General features: G+C 54.8%; 17 protein-coding genes and 10 tRNA genes. 2 read left to right on the top strand and 25 right to left on the bottom strand.

Annotated features, from left to right (window positions below; genetic code table 11):
* Positions 1–28: 28 nt before the first annotated feature.
* The 18 genes from JJU47_RS09850 to acpS all read right to left on the bottom strand — a co-directional run bounded on the left by JJU47_RS09850 (position 29) and on the right by acpS (position 7,260).
* A tRNA-Ile gene (locus JJU47_RS09850) sits at positions 29–105 on the bottom strand.
* Positions 106–115: 10 nt separating this feature from the next.
* A tRNA-Arg gene (locus JJU47_RS09845) sits at positions 116–192 on the bottom strand.
* 4 nt (positions 193–196) lie between these two features.
* Positions 197–284 (bottom strand) — tRNA-Leu (locus tag JJU47_RS09840).
* 30 nt (positions 285–314) lie between these two features.
* A tRNA-Lys gene (locus JJU47_RS09835) sits at positions 315–390 on the bottom strand.
* Positions 391–399: 9 nt separating this feature from the next.
* Positions 400–471: transfer RNA gene (locus JJU47_RS09830), tRNA-Gln, on the bottom strand.
* A 7-nt stretch (positions 472–478) separates the two neighbouring features.
* Positions 479–554, bottom strand: a tRNA-Asp gene (locus JJU47_RS09825).
* A 23-nt stretch (positions 555–577) separates the two neighbouring features.
* Positions 578–653, bottom strand: a tRNA-Val gene (locus tag JJU47_RS09820).
* A gap of 6 nt (positions 654–659) precedes the next feature.
* Positions 660–734, bottom strand: a tRNA-Glu gene (locus JJU47_RS09815).
* A gap of 23 nt (positions 735–757) precedes the next feature.
* A tRNA-Ser gene (locus JJU47_RS09810) sits at positions 758–849 on the bottom strand.
* Positions 850–858: 9 nt separating this feature from the next.
* Positions 859–933 (bottom strand) — tRNA-Asn (locus JJU47_RS09805).
* 218 nt (positions 934–1,151) lie between these two features.
* Positions 1,152–3,281: a Tex family protein gene (locus JJU47_RS09800; protein WP_228618787.1), complete on the bottom strand. Its 2,130-nt coding sequence runs from the start codon at positions 3,279–3,281 to the stop codon at positions 1,152–1,154.
* Positions 3,282–3,359: 78 nt separating this feature from the next.
* Positions 3,360–4,160 (bottom strand): RNA polymerase sigma factor SigB, encoded by an 801-nt coding sequence (sigB, locus tag JJU47_RS09795; protein ID WP_021068185.1) that lies wholly within the window; start codon positions 4,158–4,160, stop codon positions 3,360–3,362.
* Positions 4,126–4,602: an anti-sigma B factor RsbW gene (gene rsbW, locus JJU47_RS09790; RefSeq protein ID WP_228618784.1), complete on the bottom strand. Its 477-nt coding sequence runs from the start codon at positions 4,600–4,602 to the stop codon at positions 4,126–4,128. The genes sigB and rsbW overlap by 35 nt, the downstream gene beginning before the upstream one ends.
* Positions 4,599–4,925 (bottom strand): STAS domain-containing protein, encoded by a 327-nt coding sequence (locus tag JJU47_RS09785; RefSeq protein ID WP_228618780.1) that lies wholly within the window; start codon positions 4,923–4,925, stop codon positions 4,599–4,601. Before JJU47_RS09785 ends, rsbW begins: the two co-directional genes overlap by 4 nt.
* A 139-nt stretch (positions 4,926–5,064) precedes the next feature.
* Positions 5,065–5,415, bottom strand: coding sequence for a type II toxin-antitoxin system PemK/MazF family toxin (locus JJU47_RS09780; protein ID WP_024372092.1), 351 nt, complete (start codon positions 5,413–5,415; stop codon positions 5,065–5,067).
* 5 nt (positions 5,416–5,420) lie between these two features.
* Positions 5,421–5,699 carry a hypothetical protein gene (locus tag JJU47_RS09775; protein WP_034808706.1) on the bottom strand — a complete coding sequence of 93 codons (279 nt, stop codon included), beginning with the start codon at positions 5,697–5,699 and terminating at the stop codon, positions 5,421–5,423.
* A 129-nt stretch (positions 5,700–5,828) separates the two neighbouring features.
* Positions 5,829–6,905: an alanine racemase gene (alr, locus tag JJU47_RS09770; RefSeq protein ID WP_228618778.1), complete on the bottom strand. Its 1,077-nt coding sequence runs from the start codon at positions 6,903–6,905 to the stop codon at positions 5,829–5,831.
* Entirely contained in the window at positions 6,883–7,260 is a 378-nt protein-coding gene (acpS, locus tag JJU47_RS09765) for a holo-ACP synthase (protein WP_228618776.1), read from the bottom strand. Before acpS ends, alr begins: the two co-directional genes overlap by 23 nt.
* A 63-nt stretch (positions 7,261–7,323) precedes the next feature.
* On the opposite strand from acpS, the gene JJU47_RS09760 reads away from it, so the two are divergent.
* The gene (locus tag JJU47_RS09760) at positions 7,324–8,049 is read left to right on the top strand and encodes a rhomboid family intramembrane serine protease (protein WP_228618773.1); all 726 of its coding nucleotides are present in this window, start codon (positions 7,324–7,326) and stop codon (positions 8,047–8,049) included.
* A gap of 43 nt (positions 8,050–8,092) precedes the next feature.
* Here JJU47_RS09760 and argF read toward each other — a convergent pair whose 3' ends face one another.
* From argF to argC, 7 genes are read right to left on the bottom strand one after another with little or no spacing between them, the layout of a single operon-like run.
* The gene (gene argF, locus JJU47_RS09755; RefSeq protein WP_228618771.1) at positions 8,093–9,019 is read right to left on the bottom strand and encodes an ornithine carbamoyltransferase; all 927 of its coding nucleotides are present in this window, start codon (positions 9,017–9,019) and stop codon (positions 8,093–8,095) included.
* On the bottom strand, positions 9,016–12,039 hold the full coding sequence (carB, locus tag JJU47_RS09750; protein ID WP_228618769.1) for a carbamoyl-phosphate synthase (glutamine-hydrolyzing) large subunit: 3,024 nt from the start codon (positions 12,037–12,039) through the stop codon (positions 9,016–9,018). The genes argF and carB overlap by 4 nt, the downstream gene beginning before the upstream one ends.
* Entirely contained in the window at positions 12,032–13,081 is a 1,050-nt protein-coding gene (locus JJU47_RS09745) for a carbamoyl phosphate synthase small subunit (protein WP_228618767.1), read from the bottom strand. Before JJU47_RS09745 ends, carB begins: the two co-directional genes overlap by 8 nt.
* Complete coding sequence (locus JJU47_RS09740) at positions 13,078–14,223, bottom strand: acetylornithine transaminase (protein WP_228618764.1); 1,146 nt, start codon at positions 14,221–14,223, stop codon at positions 13,078–13,080. Before JJU47_RS09740 ends, JJU47_RS09745 begins: the two co-directional genes overlap by 4 nt.
* Positions 14,183–14,962: an acetylglutamate kinase gene (argB, locus tag JJU47_RS09735; protein WP_228618762.1), complete on the bottom strand. Its 780-nt coding sequence runs from the start codon at positions 14,960–14,962 to the stop codon at positions 14,183–14,185. The genes JJU47_RS09740 and argB overlap by 41 nt, the downstream gene beginning before the upstream one ends.
* Positions 14,959–16,176 (bottom strand): bifunctional glutamate N-acetyltransferase/amino-acid acetyltransferase ArgJ, encoded by a 1,218-nt coding sequence (gene argJ, locus JJU47_RS09730; protein WP_228618759.1) that lies wholly within the window; start codon positions 16,174–16,176, stop codon positions 14,959–14,961. The genes argB and argJ overlap by 4 nt, the downstream gene beginning before the upstream one ends.
* A gap of 10 nt (positions 16,177–16,186) precedes the next feature.
* On the bottom strand, positions 16,187–17,212 hold the full coding sequence (gene argC / locus JJU47_RS09725) for an N-acetyl-gamma-glutamyl-phosphate reductase (protein ID WP_228618756.1): 1,026 nt from the start codon (positions 17,210–17,212) through the stop codon (positions 16,187–16,189).
* Between the two features lie 183 nt (positions 17,213–17,395).
* On the opposite strand from argC, the gene JJU47_RS09720 reads away from it, so the two are divergent.
* On the top strand, positions 17,396–17,848 hold the full coding sequence (locus tag JJU47_RS09720; protein ID WP_228618753.1) for a YusW family protein: 453 nt from the start codon (positions 17,396–17,398) through the stop codon (positions 17,846–17,848).
* The last annotated feature ends 21 nt before the right edge of the window (positions 17,849–17,869 follow it).

Genomic DNA, 17,869 nt, shown 5'->3' with positions numbered 1-17,869 from the left:
TTCAGTTTTCAAAGTTCGTCAGTTAAAATGGTGGGCCTAAGTGGACTCGAACCACCGTCCTCACGCTTATCAGGCGTGCGCTCTAACCGGCTGAGCTATAGGCCCATAATAAAAATGGTGCACCCTGAGAGATTCGAACTCCCGGCCTTTAGATTCGTAGTCTAACGCTCTATCCAGCTGAGCTAAGGGTGCATATTGGTGCGGTCGAGAGGACTTGAACCTCCACGGTGTTAACCACCACTAGGCCCTCAACCTAGCGCGTCTACCGATTCCGCCACGACCGCAGCGTATAAGGTGTTACGAGGGATAAAAAATGGTGAGTCATGCAGGGCTCGAACCTGCGACCCTCTGATTAAAAGTCAGATGCTCTACCAACTGAGCTAATGACTCAAATAAAAGCTGGGCCGGAAGGGATCGAACCTTCGCATGTCGGAATCAAAATCCGATGCCTTACCACTTGGCTACGGCCCAACGTAAATGGCGGTCTTGACGGGATTTGAAACCGCGATCTCCTGCGTGACAGGCAGGCATGTTAACCCCTACACCACAAGACCGTTATACGTGCTTAAATTTGAAATGGTGGAGGATGACGGGATCGAACCGCCGACCCCCTGCTTGTAAGGCAGGTGCTCTCCCAGCTGAGCTAATCCTCCATATGATGGTGACCCGTACGGGATTCGAACCCGTGTTACCGCCGTGAAAGGGCGGTGTCTTAACCGCTTGACCAACGGGCCATGTATAATTTCTAAAAAGTAAGTGGCGGAGACGGAGGGATTCGAACCCTCGCACCGGTTTCCCAGCCTACTCCCTTAGCAGGGGAGCCCCTTATAGCCTCTTGGGTACGTCTCCAAAATAAAATGGCTCCGCAAGTAGGATTTGAACCTACGACCTACCGGTTAACAGCCGGTTGCTCTACCACTGAGCTATTGCGGAACGTTGCTTGAATTTATCGAAGTAACGCTTTAAATTGTAACCGCAAACCAGGAACGTGTCAATCACTTTTTTAGAAAAGCTTTAATTTTGCGTGCCGTTTCTCGGCGACTTCTATAAGATAGCACGGGGCAAAACGACCGTCAACACTTTTTCATAAAAAAAGTTGAGCAAAATATAATCATTTTGCTCAACCCCGACTTTCTTCTTCTATATGCAGCTCATTGTTGCGACGGTTCTAACATCGTCAAACTGATTCGGCCCCGATTTACGTCGACTTGCTCAATCCATACGGTGACGATATCGCCTACCGCCACGACGTCGAGTGGGTGTTTCACGTATCGATTCGACAGCTTCGAGATATGGACGAGTCCGTCTTGCTTCACACCGATATCTACGAAAGCGCCAAAATCAATCACGTTTCGGACCGTCCCTTGGAACTCCATCCCGACTTTCAAATCATCAAGATCCATGACGTCGGTTCTTAAAAGCGGCTTTTGAATGTCTTCTCGTGGGTCACGGCCCGGTTTGGCGAGCGACTTTAAAATATCTTCCACGGTCGGCAACCCCGCTCCGAGCTTTTCACTCAACTGACGCGCATCAACGGCTTTTAACCGGTCTCTTAGTTCAGCCGTACCGACCGCTTGTTTCGAGACACCAAGCTCTTTCAAAAGCGACAGTGTCAGCTTATAGCTTTCCGGGTGAATCTCTGTCTGGTCTAACACGTCACTCCCGTTCGTGATGCGCAAGAAGCCTGCCGCCTGCTCGTAGGCTTTCGCACCGAGCCGCGGGACTTTCTTGATTTCTTTCCGCGTGTCAAAGCGACCAAATTCATCCCGATATGCGACGATGTTTTTCGCCGTCGTCTTATTCAAGCCCGACACGTACATGAGAAGTGACTCCGAGGCACGGTTTACATCGACCCCGACCATGTTGACGACGCTCTCGACGACGAACTCAAGAGAGTTTTTTAATTTATTTTGGCTGACATCGTGCTGATACTGCCCGACACCGACCGATTGCGGGTCGACTTTGACGAGTTCTGCCATCGCATCTTGGATCCGTCTCGCGATTGAAACGGCCGAGCGTTCCTCGACCTTCAATTCCGGGAACTCGGTACGGGCGACTTCTGAAGCCGAGTACACGCTTGCGCCGGCCTCGTTGACGATCGCATAGGCGATGTCCCGCTCAGCCGTCTTCAGCCAGTTCGCGACGAACTGTTCGGTTTCCCGTGACGCCGTCCCGTTCCCGATGACGATGACCGAAATCGGATAACGTTTCACGAGAGACGACAACACTTTCTCCGAACCGGCGACATCGTGTTTCGGTGCCGTCGGATAAAATACACCGACTTCTTCGACTTTCCCGATCTCATTGACGACGGCCCATTTGCATCCGGTCCGGTAAGCCGGGTCAATCCCAAGGACGACGACTTCACGGAGCGGGGGTTGCATGTACAGTTGTTTTAAGTTTTTAGCGAACACGTCGATCGCCTGCTCTTCCGCCGTCTCGGTCAATTCGCTGCGAATTTCTCGTTCGATGGCCGGAAAGACCGACTTTTTATACGTTTCTTTCACGGCATGCACGACCAACTCTCGCTTCTCGGCCGGCAACCGGTCAAATCGACGGAGCGCTTGGTCCATAAAGCTAGTCTCGTCGAACACGAGTTTCACTTGGAGGACATCCGTGCGTTCGCCCCGGTTCAACGCAAGCACACGGTGCGGGACGATGCCTGCGACTTTCTCTTCGTACTCATAGTACTGGGCGAAAATCTCTTTCTCGTCTTCGGCCTGCTTTTTCTTGCGTGAGCGGAGGAGCGCTTCTTTGCGCACTCGGGTCCGGAGCGTTTGCCGGAGGGTCGCCTCTTCTCCCCATTCTTCGCCGATGATCGCTTGGACGAACGGTAGCGCCTCATCGAGCGGGACATCTCCGGCGAGTTTCTGTGCGTCCTCCAATGAATAGGCCGATGCGTCGCGATACCAGTCGGCGAGTCGCTGGAGACCTTTCTCTCTTCCTTGTTCGGCTTTCGTGCGGCGCTTCGGCCGATACGGTAAGTAGATGTCATCGACTTGTTGGAGCGATGTCGCCGCTTCGATCGCCCGTACAAGTTCCGGCGTCGATTTTTCGAGCTCTTCTAGCTTCGCGAGCACATCCGCCTTACGTTTTTGTAAGTTCTCTTCATATTGGACAGCGTCTAGAATCGCTTTGATTTCGACTTCATCCAAGTTACCGGTCATCTCTTTCCGATAACGAGCCATGAACGGGATCGTCGCTCCGTCTGCGGCCAGCTGCTTCACCGTCTCAACTTGGTTTGCTTTTAAGTTCAGTTCTTTCGCGATTTTTGTGATCAACCGAATCACTTCCTTTTCTGTTCTCTCATATTGAAGTGTAGCAAACTCACGCCAGGACGACAAAAAAACGATGACTCCTCAGTCATCGTTCGAAAAGACTTCATTGAGCGGGACTTTGATGGCTTCACGCAACTTCTCAAGCGCGCGTCGCTGCAAGCGTGATACATGCATTTGGGAAATGCCGAGCAGCTCACCCGTCTCTTTTTGACTCATGTTTTTATAGTAGGCACATTCTAAAATCGCCTGTTCCCGTTCGTTCAACACGCTGAACGCTTTTTCGAGAATGAGGCGTTGGTCGACCGACTCGTAGCCGCGTTCTTGGCTTCCGACAAGGTCGAGCAATGTGACAGTCGAACCTTCATTATCCGCTTCGATTGAACTATCGACAGACAGCGCTTGATAGCTTTTGCCCATCTCGAGCGTTTCGAGAATCTCTTCATCCGACACACCGAGGTGGTCGGCAATCTCATCGATGCGCGGTGAGCGTTGCAGCTCTGTCGTCAACTCTTCGACCGTCTTCTTGATTTTAGGTCCAAGCTCTTTGATCCGGCGAGGGACGTGGACACTCCACGTCTTATCTCGGATGAACCGTTTGATCTCACCGATGATGGTCGGGACAGCAAACGATTCGAAGCTGCGGCCAAACTCCGGGTCGAAACGGCGGAGTGCCGCGAGCAATCCGATCATCCCGACTTGGACGAGGTCATCATGGATGGCCCGGCCCCGGGAGAACTTTCGCGCAAGCGCTTCGACGAGGTCCGAGTAGCGATTGATGAGCAGCATTTGGACTTCTTCGTTCTGGTCGTCCTGCTGATACCGTTCAATCCACTCTAGTACTTCATCATCACTGTGATGGCGTTGTTGAGATTTTGCTGGCACTCTGATCCACCTCGTCCCTGTTAAGGAGTTTCGTCATCGTCACTTTGACACCGTTGTCTTTGTTGATCGAGACGTCATCCATTAACGCTTCAATGAGGAACAGACCGAGTCCTCCTTCGTGAAGCGATTCGATTTCAGCCGTCTCTTCGACCGGCGCCGCTTGGCGTTTCACATCGTCGGCGAACGTTTTGCCCGAGTCTTCAATCGTCATTTCCAAACGATCCGCGTGCACGCCGCACGTGAGTTTCACTTCACCTTCTTGGTCTTCATAAGCATGTTGGACTGCGTTGCCGCAAGCTTCCGAGACCGCGATTTTAATATCCTCGATCTCGTCGTACGTATATCCCATACGGTTAGCGATTCCTGAGACGACTAAACGGACCACACCGACATATTCCGGTTTGGCCGGGAACGTCATCACCGTCTGTTCGATGCTGTTCATTGCGTGCCACCTCTTACGTTTGTATTGATCGAGAGCAACTTGTGAAGTCCTGTCAATTCAAAGAGACGGTTGACGCGGTCGGTCACCCCGACGAGCGACAACTCTTTTTCGTTACGTTTTGCTATTTTAAGGGCTCCGACGAACACGCCGAGACCTGTCGAGTCCATATAATCCACTTCATCCAAATGAACGATGACGTTTTGCTCCGTAATTGCCGGATGCAATACTTCCTTCAGTTTGGGAGCAGTATATGTATCCACTTCTCCGGATACGTAAAGGTGTAATTGTTCTCCAATAACTTGCTCGCGAATCGCTAAATCCATCGTTATTCCCTCCTAATGTTGCGTACAGAAAAATTGAGTACGATTAATTGTAATTCCCGTATTACAGATTCTTAAACCTATTTTATAATTTTTTTGAAAAAAAACCGATACCCATGTACCGGTTTTAATCATATGTAAGCTAGAGCGGGATTAATCCCATACTAATCTCTAGCGCCTTATCCACTTTGCGCATCGTCTCATCATCGAGATGAGTGACTTTATCCGTCAGACGACGCTTATCAATCGTTCGAATCTGTTCAAGCAAAATCACAGAGTCTCGTTCAAGACCGTGTTTGACTTGATATACTTCCACATGAGTCGGCAGTTTTGCTTTCTGGATCTGAGCCGTAATCGCAGCGACAATGACGGTCGGGCTAAAGCGATTGCCGATATCGTTTTGAATGACGAGGACCGGGCGAACTCCACCTTGCTCTGAACCGACTACGGGCGACAGATTCGCATAAAACACGTCACCACGCTTTACGATCACTCCGCTCACACCCCGCTTACTTGACGTAAGAGAGCATGTTCGGCTTCCGTCTCAATCATCAGCATCTCTTCTGCCATATTCAAATTAAACGCGGCCATCTCTTGATAGCCTTTCGCCAATTCTTCACGCAGTGTTTGTTGTCGGTCAGCAATTTCTTTTGACAAGTACGTCACTACATCATTCAACGACAATGATTCACGATCTTTCATAGAAATCGGACCCCCATGCTGCGAGAACCGATCTGGAACGGATGCCAATGCACCCGCTGTTCGCTGTTTCAACATCTTACACCTCCAGAATCGTTTCAATGACTGGCGGAAATTTTCCCGCGTTCTTTATCAATATAACACGCGCGTTTGGGAAAATATAGAGGATTCGCGAAAGAATTCAGATAATTTCACACGTTTTCCGATTCACACATAGTGTCTCGGCAATCGGCTCGTCAACTGACAGACGACCTCGTAGTTGATCGTCTGAAGATGGGCCGCCAGCTCATCGATGGCGACCGGGCCGCCGATGAGCGTGATGATGGTGCCGACTGGAAATTCATGCGGCAACTTGATCATGAAGCGGTCCATGCACACCCGTCCAACGATTGGGCAACGCACTCCGTCGACATCGACGTGAAACCCGCTCGCTTTCCGGATCCAGCCGTCCGCATAACCGACCGGCACCGTCCCGATCCACTCGTCACCTGCTGTCGTATACGTCGCACCATAACTGATCGTCTGTCCTGCCTCGAGGCGCTTCACTTGCATGAGCTTACTTTTCAATGTGAAAGCGGGGCGGAGAAACGAATAAGAGGATGCCATCTCCGCTGACGGGTACAAGCCGTAAATCGCGATCCCGACCCGAACCAAGTTATATGGCACATCTTCCCCGGCCATCCGGATGGCCCCGGCCGAGTTCGATGTATGAATGTAGCGGAATCGGGAGTAGAGCCCTTCCATCAATTGCGCGAATCGTTCCTGCTGGTCAAAGTAGAGCTCGCTATCCGGTTCATCGGCTGTCGCAAAGTGGGTATAGATGCCGTCGATGACGAAGTGCCCGTCGGCGGCGGCGAGCAACGCATCGAGCTCGTCCCGTGTTCGGAGCCCGAGACGGCCCATGCCGGTGTCGACTTTGACGTGCACTGTGAGCGGTCGGTCGTTTAAATACCGTTTCGCCTCTTCCAACCAGTCGGCCGAAAAAACGGACAAGATGACGTTATGGGCCGCAGCGACACCCGCTTGTTCCGGGAACTGGGCTTCCATGACGAGAATCGGTGCGGTGATGCCGGCCTCACGCAACTCGATCGCTTCCTCGAGTAATGCGACCCCGAGCATCGTAGCCCCATTGTCGAGCGCGATGTTCGCGACTTCGACAGCGCCGTGCCCGTAAGCATTCGCTTTGACGACCGCCATGAGTTCCTGCGGGATACGGCGTTTGATCTCGGTTACGTTATGGGCGATCGCCGCCCGGTCGATTTCAATCCAACTTGGACGAAACATGGTGATCCCCCTCTTCGATGATGACTTGTGCCACCGCGTATCGTTCGCTGTGGCTAATGCTGACATGAATCCGTCCTGGGAAAGGCGCGGTCATCTGTGGCCGGCCGGCCTCATCGGGCAGCACTTCGATCTGTTGCCACGACAAGCCACGGGCGATGCCCGTTCCGACGGCTTTGGCGTATGCCTCTTTCGCCGCGAAGCGACCGGCGATGAATTCGATGCGCCGCTCTTTCGTGTATCCGAGGGCGCGTTCCCGTTCCGACTCGGTCAAGAGCCGATCGATGAAGCGCGGTTGTTCAATCGAGCGAGCAATCCGCTCAAGCTCGACGATATCGATACCGATTCCTACAATCACAGGACACTCGCTCCTTTCCTTTTTCACTCGTTTCCTTATACAATTGAGGAAAGAGGTGATGCTATGTTTAGTCGTACAGAGAATGTTCAAACGTTCGTACGAGCCTATCCGCTCGTAACGCTGTTCATTGTAATCCAACTAGTCGTGTTTGTCATCGATTCTTTGATGCCTTCACTTCGAATCGTCACACTCGGTGGCTCGTTCCACCTCGCGCTCGCAGAAGGCGAGTGGTACCGCCTCGTGACGGCGAACTTCATCCATTTAGGGCTCGGTCACTTGCTGTTCAACTCGTTCGCGCTCATCATTTTCGGTCCGGCGATGGAGCGAATGGTCGGGCATGTGCGGTTCGCCTTGTTCTACCTCGTCGCCGGGGCACTCGCCAACTTGTTGACGTATTTCACGGTGAACCAATTGTTCTATCTCCAAGCCGGCGCTTCAGGTGCGATTTTGGCCATCCTCGGCTTCTATGTGTTCATCGGACGCTTCCGTCGGACGCTTATCTATAGTCAAGACGCCCGTCTCGTCTATATATTCGTCGCCATCAGTGCCGTCTTCACGTTGATCGGATCGAACGTCTCACTATGGGGGCATGTGTACGGGTTCCTCGCCGGGTTCCTGCTTGCTTATCCGCTGTCGCGCTATACAGTCCCGTTCTCGCGTCCGCTTCGCTACGGGAAATACAAACCGCGTAAATATTCGCCGCCTATCATCCATACGGGTGAAGGCAAATGGATTTTTTACGTGATCATCGGACTCGCCGTTTTCGGCCTGTTCGCACGATTCTTATGAAAAAGAGAGGGTCCGCCATCCAAGGCGGACCCTCTCTTTTTGTTTAGGCGAGCAACGTGATCATGAGCGCTTTTTGCGCGTGCAGCCGGTTCTCGGCTTGGTCGAAGACGAGCGACTGCGGTCCGTCGATGACGTCAGCTGCCACTTCTTCCCCACGATGCGCCGGCAAACAGTGCAGGAAAATCGCGGTTTCGTTCGCTTTAGCCATCAGTGCTCCGTCCACTTGGAACGTCGCGAAGCGGTGCAACCGTTCTTCAGCCTCGCTTTCTTGACCCATGCTCGCGAACACGTCCGTATAGACAATATCTGCGCCAACCGTTGCTATAGCCGGATCGGTGTAGAGTGTCACGCTCCCACCTGTCGCTTCAGCTAGCGCGACTGACTTGTTGTAAATCGTCTCGTCGACCGTATAGCCGTCCGGCGAGGCGATGCGCACATGCATCCCGCTCAAGGCCCCGCCGAGCATGAGCGAATGGGCCATGTTGTTGCCGTCACCGATATACGTCAACACTTTCCCTTGGCGCGATCCGAACGTCTCTTCGATCGTCAACAAGTCGGCGAGCACTTGGCACGGGTGGTGCGTGTCCGTCAAGCCGTTAATGATAGGAATCGATCCCACCTCCGCGAGCGTCTCGACCGTCTCATGGGCATACGTCCGAATCATGAGCGCATCGACGTAACGGCTCATCACGCGGATCGTGTCCGTGATCGGTTCCCCGCGTCCGATTTGAAGGTCGTTCCCGCTCAAGAAGAGCGGATAGCCGCCAAGTTCGACGACTCCGACTTCGAAGGACATACGCGTACGAGTCGACGCTTTCTCAAACAATAAGGCGACTTTTTTCCCGGCGAGTGTCGTTCCGTATGCAGATGGGTCATGTTTCACATCTAACGCCAATTGGATAAGTTCGTCTAAATCCGTCGGCGTCAATTCTTCAAGGGTCAACAAGTGCTTGCGTGTCTTTGTCGTCATAACGGTAATTCCTCCTTTGTATGCATCGCCTGTAACGGACGAACCGGCACGGACGTTGTGTCGATCGTCGCTTGGTAATACAAGGCGAGGTGGTGCTCCGAGATGACGTGGACGCCGTGACGCACCGCCGCCTCCCGCATCGGTTGCTCGGCCGGTACGTGCGAGAAGAGGACGGCGACGTGTTGGAAATCGACGGCCGTGTCGAGCGGCACATCGCCAAACGTCTCCCAGCCTTCCCCGTACACGATTTGTTGTCGCGCCATCACACGTGTCGTCGTCGCATCGTAACAGAACCGTTCGGCAACGACCGGTACCGGACTGAATTGGAGCGTCTCCCCCGTCGAGCGCATGATCGGTCCCGTGAGCGGGTCGACACCCGGCAGCTTCAAGCTCGAGAAAATTGGTGTCTTCACCGCATAACCGGCGAGTTGTTTCCGCTCGTCCGGCACGATTGTTTCTAGCGCGTGGCCGAGCGCGGCGAGCGTCGCCCATTCAACGAGCGGCTCACCTGTCACTTTGCTGACGATTGGGACGGTCCGTGACGCACGCGGGTTGATTTCAAGCACGTAGATCGTGTCGTCTTTTAAGACGAACTGGATGTTGAGCGCTCCACGATACGAGAGTGCCTGACCAATCTGCTTCGTGATTGTGTCAATTTGTCGTTGGTGTGCCTCGGACGTCTCGACCGGCGGCATGACCATCGTCGAGTCACCAGAGTGAACACCGGCCGCCTCGATTTGTTCCAAAATGGCTGGTACGTATACGGTTTGACCGTCCGTCACGCAGTCGACCTCGAGTTCGCGGCCGGCGACGTACAAGTCGACAAGGAGCGGATAGGCGAGGTCCGGGATGATCCGGTCGAGGTCGGGCTCGGACTGCAAGATGTGCATTCCCTTCCCGCCGATGACGTAAGACGGTCGGACGACGCACGGATAACCGATTCGGCCGACGGCGTCATAGAGACCGGCGGCAGTCCCCACCTCTTCTCCCGGGATGTGAGCCACGTTGATTTCATCAAGGAACGCATAAAACCGATCCCGGTCTTCCATCTGGTCGATGACGTCGGCCGAGGCACCGAGCAAGTGATAACCCGCTGCCTCGAGCGCGTGGGCGAGAGCGATGCCCGTCTGTCCACCGAATTGGATGAGCACGTCGCGACAGCCTTCCGCCTCGAGGACGTGGGTGACGTCTTCAATCGTCAGCGGTTCGACGTACAGGCGGTCGGCGACTGTGAAATCGGTCGAGACCGTCTCCGGGTTGTTGTTGATCATGATCGCCTCGATTCCTTGCTGTTGGAGCGCCCAAACGGCATGGACTGAACTGTAATCGAACTCGATGCCTTGGCCGATGCGAATCGGGCCGGCACCGATGACGGCGACTTTCCGCGCACTACTCGCTTTCACTTCCGTCTTCCCGTGCCACGTCCCATAGAAGTAAGGGGTCTGACTCTCGAACTCGGCCGCACACGTGTCGACCATGTGATAGACCGGATGAATGCCGAACATCGAACGCATCTGCGTAACGTCTTGAATCGTCACGTCCGAGATGGCGGCGATTTGTTCATCCGTGAACCCGAGACGTTTGGCCTGCCACAAGTTCGGCTCCGTCAACAGGTCTTCAGCTCTCGTTACAGCGACGAGCGTCTCGAGCATCGTCATGAAGTGCGGGACGATTCCCGTCTGATCTTCAAGCTCACTACGAGAGGCGAAACCGCGATCCATTAAGGCGAGACAGGCATGGAGACGCCGGTCGGTCGGAGCGAGCACTTCTTTCCACAGTTCACTCGCGTCCGCTTTTTTCATCCAGGCCGGATAGAGTGGGGCTTGTTCGACCCCGGCGCCACGCCATGCTTTTTGAAGAGCTTCCTCGAGCGTTTTCCCCATCGCCATACTCTCCCCGGTCGCTTTCATCTGCGGACCAAGGGCGCGGTCGGTCCCTTTGAACAAGTCGAACGGGAAACACGGCACTTTCGCCGTCACATAGTCAAGCGTCGGTTCAAAGCTCGCCATCGTCCCGTTCGTCACGGGATTGATGCAGTCGTCCAGCCGTTCGCCGAGCGCGAGACGGGTCGCGATTTTGGCAATCGGGTAACCCGTCGCTTTCGAGGCGAGGGCGGAACTGCGTGACACACGCGGATTGACTTCGATGACGTAGTAATCCGGTTCGGTCGGATGGACGGCGAACTGGATGTTACAGCCGCCGACGACACCGAGGCTTGAGACGATGCGAAGCGCCGCGCTCCGTAACGTTTGGTGCATCGTGTCAGACAACGTTTGAGCCGGGGCGAAGACGACCGAGTCACCTGTATGGACGCCGACCGGATCGACATTTTCCATGTTGCAGACGATGATGCACGTGCCGTTCTCGTCACGCATCACTTCATATTCGAACTCTTTATAACCAGCGATGCTCTTTTCGACGAGACATTGCGAGATCGGACTCGCCTCTAGACCACGGCTTGCCATTTCGTATGCCTCCGTCACGGTGGCAGCGATGCCGCCGCCCGTGCCCCCGAGCGTGAACGCCGGGCGGACGATGAGCGGGACGCCCGCCGTCTTGATGAACGTATCGAGTTCATCGATCGATTCGATTGTCATGCTAACCGGGAGAGGCTCGCCAAGTTCATGCATCTTTCGTTTGAAGCGTTCCCGGTCCTCGCCGTCACGAATCGTCTCGAGCGACGTTCCGAGCAGGCTGATCCCATGCGCAGCGAGAATCCCCGCTTCATCAAGCGCGAGCGCCAAATTGAGCGCGGTCTGTCCCCCGACGGTCGCGAGCACGTGTGTCGGTCTCTCTGCTTCAATGATCATCTCGGCTTTCTCGAGCGTCATCGCCTCGATATACGTCTTGTCGGCCATGCCCGGGTCGGTCATGATCGTCGCCGGGTTCGAGTTGAACAATACGACCTCGCACCCTGCCTCCCGAAGCGCCTGACACGCTTGTGTCCCCGAATAATCGAACTCGGCAGCTTGTCCGATGATGATCGGACCAGAGCCGATGACGAGCACTTTCTTATGCATACACGTTCACCCCTTGTTGAATCATTTCATCGAATTGATCGAATAACGCCTGCGCCTCTTTCGGTCCAGGACTTGCTTCCGGGTGAAACTGGGCCGTCAGAATCGGCACCTCCGGATGTTTCGTGCCTTCCACGGATGAGTCGTTCACGTTCTCGAACAACAGCTCGAGCGGTGTCCGCTCGAGACTGTCGCGCGTGACGACATATCCATGGTTTTGCGACGTCATCCACACCTCACCCGTCTGTACGTTTCGCACCGGATGGTTTGAACCACGGTGCCCATACGTCTGCTTCTCAATCGACGCTCCGAACGAAAGCGAGATGAGTTGATGGCCCATACAAATGCCAAGTGTCGGATAACGAAGCGCCACTTCGCGTACGGTCTCAATGCGGTCCATCAAATCACGCGGGTCGCCCGGTCCGTTCGAGACGAGCACCCCATCCGGCTTCAAGCGATGGATTTCTGCTGCCGGCGTATCATACGGCAGCGTCGTGACGGCATAACCGCGTGCGAGCATCGCCTCGACCATCGATGACTTCACCCCGAAGTCAAGACAGACAATGTGTCCTTTTTCGCTTGTTCCGAGTTGTACCGGCTTCGCAGTCGTAACCGTCTCAGTGATTTGCAGGAAGTCGCCTTCGACATGACCGTTCGCACTCGTAGACAAAAGCCCCCATTGGTCGCCTTCTTGGCGCAACATGTGGACGAGCGTCCGCGTGTCGATTCCGGATAAGACCGGGATTCCGGCTTGTTCCAACCAGTTTCTCAAATCACTCGACTGGCCATTTCTTGCGAGCGTCTGCACGATGACCCCAGCGACTTGAATGTCCGTACTTTCAGACGCCTCCGCCTCGAGACCGTACTGTCCGATGAGCGGATACGTGAAGACGATCACTTGTCCGGCATATGACGGGTCGGTCAACACTTCCTGATAGCCGGTCATGCCGGTGAAGAAGACGACCTCCCCTTTCCCGAGACGCGCACTCGTCTCCCATGTCCCGTCAAACGTCATCCCGTTTTGTAACGTCAATGTCCCGTTCATTGCACCAGCTCCTTTGTGACGACTTGTTCGATGATAGCGAGCGCCTCATCGATCTCCTGTTGACTGACGAGCAGTGACGGCAAGAACCGAATCACGTCCGGTCCGGCCGCGACGACGAGGAGACCCGCTTCTCGCAGTCGATTGATGAGATCGGCCACCGGCTTTGTCGCGACGAGGCCGAGCATGAGACCGAGGCCGCGCACGTCGATGAATGTGTCCCCGTCGACGAAACGTGCAAGGCCCGACTTGAAGTATAAACCCATCTCTTGAACGTGGTTCAGTGCCGCGTCGTCGAACAAGACGTCAAGCGTCGCCTCGGCCGCGGCCATGGCGAGCGGATTGCCACCAAACGTCGAACCGTGACTCCCGGCTTGAAAGACCGCCTCTGCTCCCGGTGCCGTCAAGAGCGCACCGACCGGAAAACCGCTACCGAGCCCTTTCGCGAGCGTGACGACGTCCGGCTTGAGCGGGGTCTGTTCGAACGCATATCGGGTGCCGGTTCGGGCGATCCCGGTCTGCACCTCATCGATCACCACTTTAACGCCGTGTTCGTCCGCTTTCGCTTGCAACGCCGCAAACCACGCTGCGTCGCCGACAACGACTCCGCCTTCCCCTTGGACGACTTCGAGCCACACGGCTGCCGTCTCGTCATCGATGACATCGAGCGCCGCGCTGTCATTGAATGGCGCGTGCTTGAAGTCCGGTACCATCGGCCCGAAGCCGGCCTTCACTTTGTCTTGTCCGGTCGCTCCAAGCATCGCGAACGTCCGCCCATGAAACGACTTGGTGAACGTGACGATTTTCGTCTTGCCCGTCCATTTACGAATCAGCTTGAAAGCCGCCTCGTTCGCCTCGGTGCCGCTGTTGCAGAAGAAGGCGTGCGTCAAATGGGTGCCGGAGACGAGTTTCTCCGCCACACGCTCCTGAGCACTAATCGCGTACAAGTTCGACGTATGCCAGACGTGCCCGAGCTGCACCTCGATCTTTTCGAGGACGGCCGGATGGCGATGCCCGGTGTTACAGACGGCGATACCCATGACGAAATCGAGGTACCGTTTCCCCGTCGCGTCCGTCACGTATGAGCCGTCTGCTTGCTTGATTTCAATGGCTCGTTGCCCATATGTGGGAAGTAATGCGCTCATGGTGTCCCTCCTTCATTTGTGTCCCAGCTGCTGTCGGGTCATTGCCGTCCCGTATCACGGCGAGCGCCACCCCGCCTTTTAGCGCGGAGCGGAGCGCCTCTGTCTTTGGAATCATGCCCCCATAAATGTCTCCCGATTCAATCGCCCGCTGCATCTCATCTACCGTCAACATCTCACGGAACGTGCCGTTGATTCGAATGCCGGGCACATCGGTGATCATCTCGAAATAATCGGCTTGAAGGGCGCAGGCCACCGCGACGGCACAATCGTCCCCGTTACAGTTGAGCGCGCCGTTTTCCCCTGAGAGAATCGACGTCACGACCGGCACGTATTGGCGTCCTGTGAGGAGCTCGATTAGCGACACGTCGACGGCTTCGACTTCTCCAACGGCCCCGAGTTCTGTCATTTCCCGTCCCGTGATCATCCGTCCATCGACACCCGATAATCCGACCGCGTTCACCCCGTATCGGCCGAGCGTCGTCACGATTTCTGTCTGCATCTCCCCGGCGAGTACACGCGTCGCCCCGGTCAGCACGTCTTCAGTCGTCACGCGGCGACCGTTTTGAAAGACGGGCTTGATCTGTTGGGTCTCACAGTAAGCCGACAGCCTCGGCCCCCCACCGTGAAGTAAAATTAATTCATGACCTGCTTCGACCCATCCCTTCCACTCTGCAAAGTAATCCGGATGGAGCGTGTCCCAGACGCTCCCGCCTAGCTTAATGACTTTCCGCATGCTCATGTCCGGTAACTCGCGTTGATTTTGACGTAATCATACGTGAGGTCACAGCCATAGGCGCTGCCTGTCCCCGGTCCATCGTTCAAGTCGATGCGGATCGAGACGACGTCTTGCCCCATCTCTTCTGAGGCGAGCGCTTCGTCGAACCAGACCGGCACACTTTTTGATAAGACGAGCTGAGAGCCGATGTGGATGTCCACTTGCCCGACTTCAATCGGTTCTTTCGTCGCCCCCACGGCTGCGATGATGCGTCCCCAGTTCGCATCCTTGCCGTATACCGCCGTCTTCACGAGCGAGGAGCCGACGACTTGTTTCGCGATGACGCGTGCCGTCTCGTTTGTCTTTGCGCCGACGACATCGACTTCAATCAGTGTCGTCGCGCCTTCACCGTCACGGGCGATTTGCTTGGCGAGATCGGTGCAGACGTCCGTCAACGCATTCGTGAATTGGTTGAACGCATCCGTCCCTGCTTTGATTTCTTCTGTGTCCGCAGCACCACTCGCTAAGACAAGCACCATGTCGTTCGTCGAACTGTCGCCGTCGACGGTGATGTTGTTGAACGAGGCGTCGACACTTTGCTTGAGCGCCGTTTGTAACAGTTCTGGTGCGATGACCGCATCGGTCGTCACGAACCCGAGCATCGTCGCCATGTTCGGATGAATCATGCCCGACCCTTTGGCGACACCGGCAACTGTCACGAACGTCTCTCCATCCGCGTAGCGGACCCCGGTCGTCTTCACCCCGGTGTCCGTCGTCAAGATTGCTTCGGCGAAAGCCTCTGCCTGATCCGTCTCATTTGTAGGGATCAATAAGTCGATCCCTGAGAGCAACGTATCCATCGGTAACAGTTGACCGATGACACCAGTCGATGCGATGGCGACTTCGTCGTCGTCAATCCCTAAGTGCGCTGCCGCCTTGGCTCTCATCGCGTAAGCGTCGCTCATTCCTTGCTCACCCGTACAAGCGTTGGCGTTGCCGCTGTTGACGAGGACGGCGCGAACTTTCCCGTTCGACGCGTGAAGCGTTTGTTTCGTCACTTGAATCGGCGCCGCTTGAAATTGGTTCGTCGTGTAGACGGCTGCCGCGCTCGCCGGTTGTTCACAGACGAGAAGCGCCAAGTCTTTACGCTTTCGTTTCAATCCGGCATGAACGCCTGTCGCATGAAACCCTTTTGGTGACACGAGGCTCACCGGTGGGCTCATCGTCAAATCTGTCATACGATCCCTCCTATATGTATTGTGGTTGGGCGCTCAGCCCGAGCGTCTCCGCTAGTCCAAAACGGACGTTGACGTTTTGAATCGCCTGCCCGGCCGCACCTTTTTGCATGTTGTCGATGACCGAGACGATCGTGAGCCGCCCGGTCCGTTGGTCTTTATACACCCAGAGATCACAATAGTTCGATCCGACGGCCGTCCGAATCTCCGGCTCCCCTTGTTGCACGCGGATGAACGGTTCGGTTTTATACGCACGGTGGAGCACATCGACCCACTCCGCCTCCGTCTGTTCGACCGTCGGAACGACGTGCATCGTCGCCATGATGCCACGATTGATCGGTAACAGATGTGTCGAAAGTGATACGGTCGCTTCGACTCCCGTCAGTTGACGAATCGTCTGTTCGATCTCTGGAATGTGCTGATGTGTGTGTATTTTATATAGCTGCACGTTCTCGTTCGAACGGGCGTGGTGTGTTTTCGCGCTGAGCGCTTTCCCGGCGCCAGTGATGCCGGAGCATGCCGAGACAATAATGTCGTCCGGCTCAATCAAGCTGTCATGCAGAAACGGCAGGAGACCGAGCGACACGGCTGTCGCGTAACAGCCGGGATTTGAGATCCAGCTCGCTGTCTGTACGGATTCTCGATTCCATTCCGTCAAGCCGTAAACTGCTTTCGCCTGCGTACTCGCTTTGACGGGCGCTCTGTTGTACCACGTCGTGTACGCCTCGCTCGTAAGGCGCAAATCACCGCTCAAGTCGACGACCACCCCTTCAAACGTATCCAACAACTCAATATATTGAGACGACACCCCGCTCGGCGTCGCGAGAAACAAGACGTCAAGCCGCTTCACGTTCTCTACGTTGAACGGTTCGAGCGTTAACGTGCCCGTCTCCATCCACGGATACAGGTCAGACAGCCGGTTGCCCGCACTCGAGTCGCTCATCACGCACGCCACTTGTAAGCGCGGATGCGCCGTGATCAATTTCAACAGTTCCATTCCGGCGTACCCGGTCACGCCGACGATTCCACAAGTGATCATCTGTCGTACCTCCTCAAAAGAATAATCCGATTAAACCATACGTATATTTATACTGTCAATTGTATTTTTATACAAATTAAACATGACCTCGCTTATTGTTCCGGAAAACACGGCTTGAAAAGTGTATTTTTTTTATAACAGGGGAATGTACGGATTATGCGAAAATATTGGAGGGATTGAATAATGAAACAATTGAAATGGGCAGTACCGATTACAGCTTCTTTGTTTTTAATGGCCGGATGCGGGTCGTCAGACGAAGTGACGAATCAGCCGAGCGATGCGCCGGTTGAAGAGGAAGCGAACACTGAAAACAACTCGATGTACACGTTCGATAAGTTTGAACTCGAAGTCGACTACACGGACGTCGACGACGCCATCAAAGTAGACTATGAGAACGAGAACAATTCGACGGAAGCGTCATATGAACGAAAAGAAGACGACCAAAGTTTACGCGGGGACGAAGCGATGCAAGAACTCGATCCGGTCTTTGGCCAGTTGAACTTCGACCAAGACACCCCGGATGAGGAAGTGCTGAATCAAATCAAGGCGGCCTTCAACATCGCGGACGATGCTAAAAAAATCGAAGCAGACGTCACGTTCACGGATGGTACTGAAAAAGAATACAAGCAAGAATAACAAATGGCCAAGCGCGTGCGC

The organism is Exiguobacterium sp. (assembly GCF_020832205.1).
In the GTDB taxonomy this organism is placed as follows: Bacteria; Bacillota; Bacilli; order Exiguobacteriales; family Exiguobacteriaceae; genus Exiguobacterium.
Note: the sequence above shows the minus strand (reverse complement) of the source record. Positions and strands in the feature narration are given on the sequence as shown.